We start from the raw sequence: 13,599 nt of genomic DNA on the forward strand, positions 1-13,599 counted from the left end.
CAGGGCCTGCGCCTCGATCGGGTCGCCCAGCGTGGTGCCCGTGCCGTGCGCCTCCACCGCGTCCACATCCGAGACGGACAGCCCCCCACTCGCCAGCGCCTGACGGATCACCCGCTGCTGCGACGGACCGTTCGGCGCGGTCAGGCCGTTGGACGCGCCGTCCTGGTTGACCGCCGAACCCCGGACCACAGCGAGCACCTCGTGCCCGTTGCGCCGCGCGTCCGACAGCCGCTCCAGCACGACCACGCCCACGCCCTCGGACCAGCCCACGCCGTCGGCCGAGTCCGAGAACGCCCTGCACCGCCCGTCCGGCGACAGCCCCCGCTGCCGCGAGAACTCGATCAGCGACGCCGGTGTCGACATGACCGTGGCGCCGCCGGCGAGCGCGAGCGAGCATTCGCCCTCCCGCAGCGCCTGCGCCGCCAGGTGGATGGCCACCAGCGAGGACGAACACGCGGTGTCCACGGTCACCGCCGGGCCCTCCAGGCCCAGGGTGTACGACACCCGGCCCGAGGCCACGCTCGGGGAGGTTCCGCTGCCCAGGAAGCCCTCGAAGTCGCCGCCGCCCGCGAGGACGGTGCCGTAGTCGTTGTACATCACCCCGGTGAACACACCGGTCCGGCTGGAGCGCAGCGACACCGGGTCGATCCCGGCCCGTTCGACGGCCTCCCAGGAGGTCTCCAGCAGCAGCCGCTGCTGGGTGTCGGTGGCCAGCGCCTCGCGCGGGCTCATGTTGAAGAAGGCGGCGTCGAACTCGCCCGCGTCGTAGAGGAATCCGCCGCCACGCGTGTAGGTGGTGCCGTGGTGGTCGGGGTCCGGGTCGTAGAGCGTCTCCAGGTCCCAGCCGCGGTTGACGGGGAGCCCGGAGATCGCGTCGGTGCCCTCGCTGACCAGCCGCCACAGCTCCTCCGGGGAGCTGACGCCGCCCGGATAGCGACAGCCCATTCCCACGATGACGACGGGGTCCTCGGCAGCCGTGGCGGAATTCGGCCGTGCCGGGTCGGGGTCAGCCGCGGCACGGCTGCCGAGGAGTTCGTCGAGTACGTGGCGGGCGAGCGCGGTGACCGTGGGGTAGTCGAAGACGGCGGTGGCGGAGGTGCGCAGCCCGGTGGCCGCGCTGAGCCGGTTGCGCAGCTCGATCGCGGTCAGCGAGTCGAACCCCAGGTCCTGGAAGGCGCGGGCCGGGTCGACGGCCTCGGGTCCCGAGTGTCCGAGCACGGTGGCGACCTGGGCCCGGACCAGCTCCACCACGGTCCGGGTGCGCTGGTCACCGTCCAGCCGGGCCAGCCGCTGCGTCAGCCCGGACGCGGTGCCCGAGCCCGCCACCACCGATCGGCGGTGGGGCCTGCGGATCAGCCCGCGCAGCAGATGCGGTACGTCGGCGAGGGCGCGGAGCGCGGCCAGGTCGAGCCGTACCGGCAGCAGGACGGGGTGGCCGCTGGTGACCGCGGTGTCGAACAGGGCCAGGCCCTGCTCGGGCGAGAGGGCGGGGGTGCCCATGCGGGCCAGCCGCCGCAGGTCCGTCTCGGTGAGCGAGCCGGTCATCCCGTCCGAGAGGGCCCACGGCCCCCAGGCGAGGGACTGGGCCGGCAGGCCCTGGGACCTCCGGTGGCGGACGAGCGCGTCCAGGAAGGCGTTGGCCGCCGCGTAGTGGCCCTGGCCCGCGGTGCCGACGGTGCCGGCCAGCGACGAGAAGACGATGAACGCGGCCGGCTCCGGCCCGCCGGTCGCCCGGTGCAGGGCCCAGGCCGCGTCGACCTTGGGCCGCAGCACGGTGGCCATGCGCTCGGCCGTCAGCGAGCCGATCATGCCGTCGTCGAGCACTCCGGCCGCGTGGACGACCGCGGTCAGCGGATGCTCGCCGGGGACGCGCGCCAGGACGGCGGCCAGCGCGGCGGGGTCGGCCGCGTCGCAGGCCACGACGGTCGCGTCCGCGCCGAGATCGGCGAGATCCGCGACCAGGTCGGCCACGCCCTCGGCCGCGCCGCCGCGTCGGCTCAGCAGCAGCAGGTGGCGTACACCGCGCTCGGCGGCCAGATGGCGGGCGACCAGGGCGCCCAACCCGCCCGTGCCGCCGGTGATCAGGACCGTGCCCTCGGGGTTCCAGCCGGGCGCCGGGCCGGCCGCGTCTGGCGTGTCCGCGGCGTCCGGCGCGGGCGCGGTGACCCGGGCGAGCCGCGGCACCAGCACGGTGCCTTGACGGATGGCCAGTTGGGGTTCGTCCGCCGTCAACGCGCTCAGGGGCAGGGCGGCCGAGGGGTCCTCGGGGTCCAGGTCCACCAGGGCGAACCGGCCGGGCGCCTCGGCCTGCGCGGAGCGCACCAGGCCCCAGACGGCCGCTGCCGCGAGGTCGAGGGCCGCATCGCCGCCTTCGCCGTGAGCCTGCCCGGGCGCGGCCTCGTCGCGGTCGGCGGCCACCGCCCCGCGGGTCACGAACACCAGCCGGGTGCCCGCGCGCCCCTCCTCGGCCGACCAGGCGCGCAGCAGGTCCAGCGCACGTGACGTCAGCGCGCGGACCGCATCGGCCATCTCGGCGGCGGTGTCGCCCACGAGCGGGACCAGCACCGTACCGGGCAGCGGGGCGCCGGATCCGGTCGGGGCGGCCGGGTCGTCATGGACCTCCGCCTCGGTGCCGGAGCTCCGCAGGGCCTCGGCGAGCCCCAGGGCGTCGGGGCCGAGGACGGCCACGGGCCCGGGTGCGGCCCCCGCCGGCGTCCCGTCCGTCGCCGGGGCGGGCAACGGCGTCCAGGCCACGTGGAAGAGCGAGTCGCGCCCGGCCGCGGCGCCGTCACCCGGACGGCCGGCCGGCAGGGCGCGCAGCGTCAGCGCCTCGACCGAGGCGACGGGTTGGCCGGTGGGATCCGCGACCGCGATCGACAGGCTGTCGTCATCGGCCCGGGACATCCGTACCCGTACCTCGGACGCGCCGGTCGCGTGCAGGGACACGCCCTCCCAGGAGAACGGCAGGGCGGTGCCCCGGCCGTCGGGGTCCGGATCCCGGCCGGGCTCGGCGAGCATCGCGTGGAGGGCGGCGTCCAGCAGGGCGGGGTGCAGCCCGAACGAGCCGTCCGGCCCCTGCGCGGAGGGCGGCAGCGCCACTTCGGCGAAGGTCTCCTCGCCGCGTGTCCAGGCGGCGCGCAGCCCCTGGAAGAGCGGCCCGTAGGCGAGGCCGTCCGCCGCCAGCCGGTCGTAGAGGCCGTCCAGCGCGAGGGGCCGCGCGTCGGCCGGGGGCCACTGGACGGCGTCGAAGGCGATCCGGGTGCCGCCGCTGGTGAGCACACCGGTCGCGTGCCGGGTCCAGGGCAGCTCGTCGCCGCCGTCGCCGCCGCCGTCGCCGTCGCTGTCGCCGTCGGGCCGGGAGTAGAGGTTGAGGGTTCGCCGGCCGGACTCGTCCGGGCCGCCGATCCACATCTGCACCTGGACGCCGCCGTGTTCGGGCAGGGCCAGGGGCGCGGCGAGGGTGAGGTCCTCGACCCGGTCGCAGCCGACCTCGTCACCGGCGCGGATGGCCAGCTCCAGAAAGGCGGTCGCGGGCAGGATGACGGTGCCGTGCACGGCGTGGTCGGCCAGCCAGGGGTGGGACCGCAGGGAGAGCCTGCCGGTGAGCAGGAAGCCGTCGGAGTCCGCCAGGGACACGGCGGCGGCCAGCAGGGGGTGGTGCGCGGCGCCCATGCCCGCGGCCCGCACATCGCCCGCCGGGGTGAGGACGCCCTTGGGCCAGTACCGGCGGCGCTGGAACGGGTAGGTCGGCAGGTCCACCCGGCGGACACCGGTCCCGGCGAAGTAGCGGTCCCAGTGGACCGGGACGCCGCGTACGTACAGCTCGGCCAGGGCGGTGGTGAGCGTCGCGGGCTCGGGGCGGCCCGGCCGCAGCAGCGGGACGGCGGCGCCGGGCTCGCCCGCGGCGCCGTCGGTGGCGGTGTTCTCGAGGCAGGTCCGGGTCAGCGCGGACAGGACGCCGTCGGGGCCCAGCTCCAGATAGGTGTCGACGCCGTGTCCGTGCAGCCAGCCGATGCCGTCGGCGAACCGCACCGCCTGGCGTACGTGGTCCACCCAGTAGTCGGCGGACGTCAGCTGTCGCACGGTCGCCTGGACACCGGTCAGGTTCGACACGACCGGCACGACCGGTGCCTGCGGCGACAGCTCCGCGACCACGGCGCGGAACTCCGCGAGCATCGGTTCCATGCGGGGCGAGTGGAAGGCGTGGCTGACCCGCAGCCGCTTGGTCTTGCGGCCCTCGCCCGCGAAGTGCGCCTCGATCTCGGCCACCGCGTCCTCGTCGCCCGCCACCACGACGGCCGAGGGGCCGTTGACCGCCGCGATGGAGACGTGGTCGGTCCGCCCGGTCAGCAGTGGCGCCACCTCGGACTCGGTGGCCTGTACGGACACCATCGCGCCGCCGGCCGGGAGCTCCTCCATCAGCCGGCCGCGCGCCACGGCCAGGCGCGCCGCGTCGGCCAGCGAGAACACCCCGGCCGCGTGGGCGGCCGCGATCTCCCCGATGGAGTGTCCGGCCAGGAAGTCGGGGGTGATGCCCCAGGACTCGACCAGGCGGAACAGGGCGACCTCGACGGCGAACAGGGCGGGCTGGGCGTATGCGGTGCGGTCCAGCAGGGCGGCTTCGGGGGTGCCCTCGGCCGCGAAGAGGACCTCGCGCAGCGGGCGGCCGAGCTCGGCGTCCAGGGCGGTGACGGCGGTGTCCAGCGCCTGGGCGAACACCGGGAAGCGCTCGGCCAGTTCGCGTCCCATGCCCGGCCGCTGGCTGCCCTGCCCGGCGAACAGGAACGCCAGCTTTCGAGTGGCGCGCGCGGTGCCCCTGACCAGGCCGGCGGGGGCGTCGTCGGAGGCCAGCGCGGACAGTGCGGCGGCCGCGGTGGCCCGCTCGCCCGCGGTGATGACGGCCCGGTGCTCGAAGCCCGCCCGGGTGGTGGCCAGCGAGAAGGCGAGGTCGGCGAGGCCGGGCCCGGGGGCCGTGTCCAGGAGGGTACGGATCCGGGCGGCCTGCTCCCGCAGCGCCTCGGGGGTCCGGCCCGACACCGGGAGCGGCACCATGCCCGGGTCGAGGGTCGCGACGGGTTCGGGTGTCTCGGCGGTGTGCGGGTCCTCCGCGGCCGCCGTGTCGCCGGGGCCGGCCTGCTCGTCCTCCCCGTCCCCGTCCGGCGCCGCGGCGGGGGCCTGTTCGATGATGGTGTGGGCGTTGGTGCCGCTGATGCCGAACGAGGAGACCCCGGCCCGGCGCGGCTCGCCCGTCGCCGGCCAGGGGGTCGGCTCGGTCAGCAGTTCCACGGCGCCGGACGCCCAGTCCACATGGGTCGAGGGCCGGTCGATGTGCAGGGTGCGCGGCAGCACCCCGTGCCGCATCGCCATGACCATCTTGATGATGCCCGCGACGCCCGCCGCGGCCTGGGTGTGCCCGAGGTTCGACTTGACCGACCCGAGCAGCAACGGGCTCCGGTCGCCGCGGTTCTGGCCGTAGGTGGCCAGCAGGGCCTGGGCCTCGACCGGGTCGCCCAGCGTCGTGCCGGTGCCGTGTGCCTCCACCGCGTCGATCTGGTCGGCGGACAGCCGGGCGTTGATCAGCGCCTGCTCGATCACGCGCTGCTGGGACGGGCCGTTGGGCGCGGTCAGCCCGTTGGACGCGCCGTCCTGGTTGACGGCCGTGCCCCGCACCACGGCCAGCACCTCGTGGCCGTTGCGCCGGGCGTCCGACAGCCGTTCCAGGACGAGTACGCCGACGCCCTCGGCCCAGCCGGTGCCGTCCGCGGAGTCGGCGAACGAGCGGCAGCGGCCGTCGGCCGACAGACCGCCCTGGCGGCCGAACTCGATGAAGGTGGCCGGGCTCGACATGATGGTGATGCCGCCCGCGAGCGCCAGCGAGCACTCCCCCGCGCGCAGCGACTGGGTGGCCAGATGCAGGGCCACCAGCGAGGACGAACACGCCGTGTCCACGGTGACGGCCGGTCCGACGACGCCGAAGGTGTAGGAGAGTCTGCCGGACATGACGCTGGTGGTGTTGCCGGTGAGCTGGAAGCCCTCCACGCCGTCGGCCGGGCCCACCCGGTAGTCCTGCGCCATCGCGCCCACGAACATGCCGGTCCGGCTGCCACGCAGGGTGCCCGGTTCGATTCCGGCCCGCTCGAACGCCTCCCAGGCCGCTTCCAGCAGCACCCGCTGCTGCGGGTCCATCGCCAGCGCCTCGCGCGGGGAGATCCCGAAGAAGTCCGCGTCGAACTCGGGCGCGTCGTGCAGGAAACCACCGGAGACGGCCGTCCCGGCCAGCTCGCCGAGGTCCCAGCCCCGGTCGGCCGGCAGACCGGAGATGCCGTCCTCACCGGACTCGACCATGCGCCAGAGGTCCTCGGGACCGGTCACCCCGCCCGGGTAGCGGCAGCTCATCCCGACGATGGCGATGGGCTCCTGTGCCGCGGCCTCGATCTCGCCCAGCCGGCGGCGGGTCCGCCGGAGATCGGCGCTCGCCCGCTTGAGATAGTCCCTGAGCTTCTGTTCGTTGTCCATCTCACTCAACCCGTCTCGACGCAGGCGGCAGGCAAACCGCAGGGCAGGGGAGCGGATTCGGCGCGGCCGAACCCACCGGACACACGCGGCCGGGGCCGGGGCCACCAAGGGCGGGTCCGCGGCCGCCCGGCTTCCCCCCACATGGGAAGCGGCGGCCGCGGCCCCTCGGTGGTGGCCATGAGCGATGGCGAACCAGGCTCCCGCAGCCCAGTGTCATCACGGGCCCGCGAGGAAACCCCTAGTCATCCGGGACCGGTGTCCAGGGAACACGACGGTGCCCGGTGGCGCTCGGCGCGCCACCGGGCAACTTATGCGGAGGTGTTCACCAGCTCGTGGCCGACAGCAGATCTCCGTAGTCGCGTTCGCGGGAGGCCTGGCTGAGGTCGGACTCCACCATCATGGCCATCAGTTCACGGAAGTCCACGGCCGGCTCCCAGCCCAGCTGGGTGCGGGCCCGTGTGCTGTCGGCACACAGCGTCTCCACCTCGGCGGGGCGGACCAGGGTCGGGTCGATGGCCACATAGTCCTCCCAGTCGAGGTCCACGCACTCGAAGGCGATGCGCACGGCGTCGCGTACCGAGTGGATGCGGCCGGTTCCCACCACATAGTCGGACGGCTCGTCCTGCTGAAGCATCAGGTGCATGGCGCGGACGTAGTCCCCCGCGAAGCCCCAGTCGCGCACCGCGTCCAGGTTGCCCAGGAAGAGTTTGTCCTGGAGCCCGAGCTTGATCTGGGCCACCGCCAGCGAGATCTTCCTGGTCACGAACTCCGCGCCACGGCGCGGAGATTCATGGTTGAACAACATGCCGGACACGGCGTACATCCCGAAGGACTCGCGGTAGTTGCGGGTGATGAAGTGCCCGTACGCCTTGGCAGCGCCGTACGGGCTGCGGGGGTGGAAGATCGTCGTCTCCCGCTGTGGCGTCTCGGTGACCTTCCCGAACATCTCCGAGGACGACGCCTGATAGAAGCGGATCCCGCCGCCACCGCCGCCACCGCGGGACTTGTCCAGCCCGCTCACCATGCGGATCGCCTCGAGCATCCGCAGCACACCCATGGCGTTGACCTCGGTGACGAGTTCGGACTGCTGCCAGGACATCGGCACGAACGAAATGGCGCCGAGGTTGTACACCTCGTCCGGCTGAACGGCGTCGACGGCCGCGACCAGGCTCGCCTGGTCCATCAGATCGCCGTCTATAAAGGTGACGTCCGAGGCCAGCCGGCTGATCCTCAGCTTTCTTGGATTCGCCTGGCCCCTGATCAGTCCCCAGACCTGATAGCCCTGGGCGATCAGGTGTTCGGCCAGATAAGATCCATCCTGGCCAGTTATTCCGGTGATCAGCGCACGCTTGGACATAAAGGACCCCTTCCACGACCACGGAAAGACCGTCGAGTGGTTTTTTCGCGCAGTGGGCGGCACAGGGAATTTGACGCATTCCACTGCTTGAGGCACACCCGCAATGGCCATGGGTCGGTTGCCCGGTTCCGAATGCGAGGTTGTCTAGCCCAACCTTCACAGCCGCTCAGGAATCATGTCAAGGAACCGGCTGTACGCTAGGGGATTTCCGAGACTTGAAGCGCCTCTCCGGGTTCGCCATTTTTCATGTTCTCGCAGGTGGCAAGGGGATACTGACCAGTTTCGGCCCGCCGATGATCGTATTCCGTTTCCACCCACCGAGACTCCTTCACACCGCGGCCGCGCCCCCGCTCTTACACTGCCCGCCCCGCACACAACCGGTGACCGACGCGGGCACTCGGGCAAGAACGGTCACCACAAGGCGACATACGGGCAGCGGGTCGGAGCGGGGTTCGGATATACACTTGGAACTGCGCCTAACACCCGTCACTCGAACCCCTAGCGATATCACCAGTTGACCTTCGCGGGGGTAGCGCGAAACATATCCGCCGTTTCCTCGATCCGCTCGGGGAAACGGATCACTGAAAGCAAACTTAAAGCATGGTCAATTGACGTCGCCGAGGCCGCACATCAGGTCCGCGCCCTGAGCATTTCATGGGCAAGGTCCCTCGCGTCGTCGCTGAAACGACCGAAAGAGGTGACTCCTCTTGACCCTCTCCAACACCATTCCGGTGACACACTCGGCACCCGGTCAGAGAGACGAAGGGAGCCGGGCCCGAGTGTCCACGGCCGAGTACGGCACAGGCATGGCCACCCTGGATCCGGACCTCCGGGTCCAGGCGGGAAACGACGACTTCTTCCGCTACTTCGCCGGATCCTCGGCGGAGCTGTGCGGCCGGAACCTGTTCGAGTTGCTGCGTCCCAGCTCGCCTTCCGTCCTCCGCGAACACTTCCTGCGGCTGCACGACGGCCGGCGCACCCGGTTCACCGAACGGGTCGTGGGATACCGCTCCACTGGGCACCCGTTCTCGGGGGTGCTGACCGCGACCGCCGTCCAGGGCTCCTCGGACGGGCTGTCGGCCATCGTCGTCCTGGTCAAGCCGGACAACCAGTCGCCGGAGGACGAGCCCCGCGCCCAGCGCCGTCTGCTGCTCTCACCGCTGGAGGCCCGGATCCTGGAGGGGGTGGCCACCGGCGCGTCGACCGTGCAGATGGCCTCCAAGCTCTATCTCAGCAGGCAGGGCGTCGAATACCACGTGGGCTCGATGCTCCGGAAGATGAAGGCCCCGAACCGCGCCGCCCTGATATCCCGGGCGTACTCGGCGGGCATGCTCACCGTGGGCACCTGGCCGGCCCGGGTCGTCTCGGACTTCGTGAAGTAGACCGGCCGTCCCTCTCGTCACCCGGTGGCGGACAGCCGCTCACGCCACCAGTCCACGGTCGCCTCGACCTGCTCGTCGAGTGGGGTGGCCCGTCCTGCGAACTCTGCTTCGTAAGCGCTCGAATCGACCACGAACGGCCGGTCGAACTGATAGCGGATCTCCTTCAGTTCGCGGAGCAGCGGGGAGAAGACCGATGCGAGACCCAGTACGGCCGGCGACAGCCCGCGCACCGCGACCGGCCCCGTTCCCGCCCGCGCGGCGAGGAGGCCGACCATCTCCCGGACGGACAGCGCGGGCTCCGTCGGCACGTGCCAGGCCCGCCCCCAGGCCCGTTCGTCCCCCGCGACCTCGACCAGGGCCCGGGCCACATCGGGGAGATAGCTCCAGCTGTGCGGGGCGTCCGGGTCCCCGAGCGTGGAGACCGGCTTGCCGCGCAGCAGTCGAGGCATGACACGGGCCGCCAGGTGTCCGCCGTCGGTCACGCCGGGCCCGAAGAAGTCCGAGGGCCGCACCTCGACCGCCTTGATACGGCCCTGCTCGTGCAGTGCCAGCGCCTGCTCCCAGACGGCGGCGCGCACGCGCCCCTTGGGACCGGTCGCGGCGAGCGGCAGCGCCTCGGTCATGGGGCCGTCCACCGGGCCGTAGCCGTAGAGGTTGCCCAGCATGACCAGCACGGCCCCGGTCTCCTCGGCCACCGCGCAGACCGACGCGGCCAGCGGCGGCCAGTCACGCGTCCAGCGGTGGTAGGGCGGTGCGGCACAGTTGTGGATCGCGGCCGCGCCCCGCGCGGCCGCGATCAGTCGCTCCGAGTCCGCCGCGTCCAGCGCCACGTGCTCGATGCCAGGCTCCGGGCTTCGGCCGGACCTGGTGACGACCCGTACCGAATGCCCCTGTTCGACCAGCAGCCGGGCGGTGGCGGCTCCGGCGGGCCCGAATCCCATCACGACATGAAGGCTCACACACGCACACTAGCGCGAGCGCGTGTTGCCTTCGCGCCCGCGTCAGCCGGGAAGCGGGTGCGTGGTCGCACGGCCGGGGCGTACCACGTCGGTGAGCGGACTCCCCTGTTCCAGGCAGGTGATGTTGGCCGCGATCTCCGTGGCCCGGGAGGCGAAGGTCTCCTCGGTATGGCCGGAGTTGTGCGGTGTCATCACCACGTTGGGCAGGGTGTGGAACGGCAGGCGGCTCGGCGCGTGCGGAGGGCCTGCCCACCACACGTCGAGGGCCGCGCCGGCGATGGTGCCGGCCGACAGCGCCTCGTACAGGGCCTCCTCCTGGACGACGGGGCCGCGGGCGACATTGACGAGGAGGGAGTGGCGGCCCATCGCGGCCAGTTCGGCCGGTCCGATCAGTCCGCGGGTCGCGGGACCCAGCGGAACGGTGACCACGACGACGTCGGACTCGGCCAGCAGTTCCGGGAGCCGGTCCGTGCCGCCCACCCAGTCGGGTCGCAGATCCGCCGGCAGAGGGGCCGATGGATCGCGGCGCACGGCCCGCACGCCCAGGCCGACCGCCTGGCACAGCCGGGCGATCTCCGCCCCCGTCTCCCCGAAGCCGATGACGCCGACGCGCCGCCCCCGCAGAGTGTCACCGAAGGGCAGCTCGGGGTCGACGGCGACGTTCCGCCACCGCCCGGCGCGCAGCTCCCGATCGGCGGTGAGCACGCGCCGGGACAGCATCAGCACACACATCAGGACGTGTTCGGCGATAGATCTGCCGTGGTGGTGGGTGTTGGCCACGGTCACCTCCGGCCCCAGCGCCTCCAGGGGGATGCCGTCGTAGCCCGCGCCGACCACGTGGACGAGACGGAGCCGTCGGGCCCGCCGCGCGTCGTCCTCGCCGAGCTGTGAGCCGACGTACACGTCGACGTCGGCAATCGCGCCGGCGATCCGCTCCGGGTCCCAGTCGGAGGCCTCGAGCCACTCGTGCCGGCCGTCGGTCAGTGTCCTCAGCCGCTCGGTGAACCTGCTCAGGATGCGGTGGTTGAGCATGATGCGCATGGCGCGGTCACCACCGGGGCGTCTTGGGCTCGAACGCGGGGTCGAAGCGGCGCATGTAGCCGGTGTCGTCGCGGTCGCGCAGCCCGCAGTCGAGGTACTGCTGGTGCAGCCGCGCGAGCGCGTCCCGGTCCAGCTCGACGCCGAGGCCCGGGGCGGTGGGCACCTCGACCCGCCCTTCGGTGAACCGCAGGACTCCTGGGGCGATCACGTCCTCGTCCGGCTGCTTCCACGGCCAGTGTGTGTCGCAGGCGTAGGTCAGCCGTGGCGTGGCGGCGGCCAGATGGGTCATCGCGGCGAGACTGATGCCCAGGTGGGAGTTGGAGTGCATGGACAGGCCGAGGCCGAAGGTCTCGCAGATCGCGGCGAGCTGTGCGCAGCGTCGCAGCCCGCCCCAGAAGTGGTGGTCGGACAGTACGATGCCCACCGCGCCCTGGGCGACGGCGGGGGCGAGGTCGTCGAAGGAGACGACGCACATGTTGGTCGCCAGGGGGGTGTCGGTCCGCCCGGCCACGGCCGCCATGTTGGCGATGCCCTCGGTCGGGTCCTCCAGGTACTGGAGGGTGCCGTCGAGTTCGCGCGCGACGTGCAGCGAGGTTTCCACGCTCCAGGCGGCGTTCGGGTCGAGCCGCAGCGGCAGGTCGGGGAAGGCCGCCCGCAGGGCGCGGATCGCGGCGATCTCCTCGTCAGGAGGGAAGACACCGCCCTTGAGCTTGATGGAGGAGAAGCCGTACTGGTCGATCATGCGGCGGGCCTGTTCGACCAATCCCTCCGGGTCCAGCGCGGCGCCCCAGTCGTCGTCCGGCTGGCCCGGGTGTCCCGCCCACTTGTAGAAGAGGTAGGCGCTGTAGGGCACGCTGGGGCGCACGGCGCCGCCGAGGAGGTCGCTGACCGGCCGTCCCACCAGCTTGCCCTGGATGTCCAGACAGGCCACGTCGAACGGGGACACGACCCGGTCCACCGTGCTGCTGCCGGTGACCATGCCGGACATGCCGTCCCCTCCGGAGGTGTCCGAACCGAGCGAGCGACGGGTGCGCAGCAGCAGGTCGTTCAGGCTCCAGACGTCCATGCCGACGAGTTCCTCGGCGGTCCGGCGCAGCCGCTCCAGGTGCACGGTTCCGCCGTAGGTCTCGCCAACGCCGGTGACGCCGCCCTCGGTGGTGACTTCCACGATGGAGCGCAGCGCGTACGGCTCGTGCACTCCCACCGTGTTGAGCAGGGGGTAGTCCCGGAACGCCACCGGGGTGACGGTGACGTCGGCGATGCGTTCAGCCGGCCTGGCCATAACACCATCCTCATATGTAGCTGGTGTCTTCATTTGTAAACAGGGGCGATGTGGCTGTCAATGCGTCGGTACCGGCGTGACAAGCGTGCCCTCGGTCATGAAGTGATGCAGATTGCGGAACGTGAGCTCGCCCATGGCCTCACGCGTCTCGTGTGTCGCACTGGCGATATGCGGCAGCAGCACGACCGTGTCGAGGTCCAGCAGGGCCTTCGGAACGTGGGGCTCGTCCGCGAACACATCGAGCGCCGCGCCCGCTATCCCGCCGTTCACCAGGGCGTCCACCAGTGCCGGCTCGTCGATGACACTGCCCCGCGAGACATTCACCAGGTAGCCCCGAGGGCCGAGCGCCTCGAGCACCTCCGCCGAGACCAGGCCCTGGGTGGCGCCGCCCCCGGCGACCGCCACGACCAGCGCGTCGCATTCCGCGGCGAGCTCGGTGGGCGAGGACACCCGGCGATAGCGCACATCCTCGACGGGCGTGCGCGAGAAATAGAGGAGCTCCACGCCGAAGCCCTCCAGCCGCCGCGCGATGGCGCGGCCGATCCTGCCGAGCCCGAGGATGCCCACGCGTTTCCCGCTCACCTTGGCCGCGAGGGGGAAGGTGTCCGAGGCCCATGCGCCGCGGCGGACGAAGCGGTCGGCGGCCGACAGGCGGCGCATCACATCGATCAGGGCGCCGACGGCGAGGTCGGCCACGCAGTCGGTGAGCACGTCCGGGGTGTTGCTGACATCGATGCCACGCGCGCGGGCCCGGGAGACGTCCGTGGTCTCGTAGCCGACTCCGAAGTGGACGATCGCGCGGAGCGCGGGCAGGGCGTCCATCAGCTCGTTCGACACTCCGATCCGCGCGCTGGTCACCGCGGCCACCACCTCGGCGCCGTGGTCGCGCAGATAGGCGGCGGGGTCGGGCAGATCCGCGAGTTTCACGGTGTGATGGTGCTCGGCCAGCGCGGTCTCCAGGGCCGGCAGCAGCGGACACACCTGAAGAACAGTGCCGTCAGTGCCGTCGTTGCCAGTTGAGGACATGGGGCCACTCCCGTTCTTGTGGAATGGCCGGGAGCG

The 13,599-nt window shown here is 72.3% G+C and carries 7 protein-coding genes (1 of these 7 only partly in view); 1 reads left to right on the forward strand and 6 read right to left on the reverse strand.

The annotated features are described in order from the left end of the window. Both ABTY62_RS34005 and ABTY62_RS34010 read right to left on the reverse strand, forming a co-directional pair. Positions 1 to 6,516 carry the start of a type I polyketide synthase gene (locus tag ABTY62_RS34005; RefSeq protein ID WP_352133262.1) on the reverse strand. Its footprint begins 22,347 nt before the window's first position, so 6,516 of the gene's 28,863 nt are visible here — the first part of the coding sequence; its start codon is at positions 6,514 to 6,516; its stop codon lies beyond the left edge, outside the window. 322 nt (positions 6,517 to 6,838) lie between these two features. After that, complete coding sequence (locus ABTY62_RS34010) at positions 6,839 to 7,873, reverse strand: GDP-mannose 4,6-dehydratase (protein ID WP_352133263.1); 1,035 nt, start codon at positions 7,871 to 7,873, stop codon at positions 6,839 to 6,841. An 806-nt stretch (positions 7,874 to 8,679) separates the two neighbouring features. Here ABTY62_RS34010 and ABTY62_RS34015 point away from each other — a divergent pair. Continuing rightward, on the forward strand, positions 8,680 to 9,255 hold the full coding sequence (locus ABTY62_RS34015; protein ID WP_311723955.1) for a helix-turn-helix transcriptional regulator: 576 nt from the start codon (positions 8,680 to 8,682) through the stop codon (positions 9,253 to 9,255). A 17-nt stretch (positions 9,256 to 9,272) separates the two neighbouring features. On the opposite strand, the gene ABTY62_RS34020 is transcribed toward ABTY62_RS34015, so the two are convergent. The 4 genes from ABTY62_RS34020 to ABTY62_RS34035 are packed head-to-tail and all read right to left on the reverse strand — an operon-like array spanning position 9,273 to position 13,563. Continuing rightward, a complete protein-coding gene (locus ABTY62_RS34020) occupies positions 9,273 to 10,214 on the reverse strand; it encodes an NAD-dependent epimerase/dehydratase family protein (RefSeq protein WP_352133265.1) in 942 nt (313 codons plus the stop codon). Positions 10,215 to 10,256: 42 nt separating this feature from the next. Further along, positions 10,257 to 11,255 (reverse strand): 2-hydroxyacid dehydrogenase, encoded by a 999-nt coding sequence (locus ABTY62_RS34025; RefSeq protein WP_352133266.1) that lies wholly within the window; start codon positions 11,253 to 11,255, stop codon positions 10,257 to 10,259. Positions 11,256 to 11,262: 7 nt separating this feature from the next. Next, complete coding sequence (locus ABTY62_RS34030) at positions 11,263 to 12,537, reverse strand: glucarate dehydratase family protein (protein WP_352133267.1); 1,275 nt, start codon at positions 12,535 to 12,537, stop codon at positions 11,263 to 11,265. A 57-nt stretch (positions 12,538 to 12,594) separates the two neighbouring features. After that, the gene (locus ABTY62_RS34035) at positions 12,595 to 13,563 is read right to left on the reverse strand and encodes a 2-hydroxyacid dehydrogenase (RefSeq protein ID WP_352133268.1); all 969 of its coding nucleotides are present in this window, start codon (positions 13,561 to 13,563) and stop codon (positions 12,595 to 12,597) included. Positions 13,564 to 13,599: the final 36 nt, after the last annotated feature.

The organism is Streptomyces sp. NPDC097640 (assembly GCF_040302705.1).
Classification (GTDB): Bacteria; Actinomycetota; Actinomycetes; order Streptomycetales; family Streptomycetaceae; genus Streptomyces.

Excerpts from the sequence above, each read along its gene's own strand:
- ABTY62_RS34010 (WP_352133263.1), bottom strand. The coding sequence starts at position 7,873 with ATGTCCAAGCGTGCGCTGATCACCGGAATAACTGGCCAGGATGGATCT.
- ABTY62_RS34015 (WP_311723955.1), top strand. The coding sequence starts at position 8,680 with ATGGCCACCCTGGATCCGGACCTCCGGGTCCAGGCGGGAAACGACGAC.
- ABTY62_RS34025 (WP_352133266.1), bottom strand. The coding sequence starts at position 11,255 with ATGCGCATCATGCTCAACCACCGCATCCTGAGCAGGTTCACCGAGCGG.
- ABTY62_RS34030 (WP_352133267.1), bottom strand. The coding sequence starts at position 12,537 with ATGGCCAGGCCGGCTGAACGCATCGCCGACGTCACCGTCACCCCGGTG.
- ABTY62_RS34035 (WP_352133268.1), bottom strand. The coding sequence starts at position 13,563 with ATGTCCTCAACTGGCAACGACGGCACTGACGGCACTGTTCTTCAGGTG.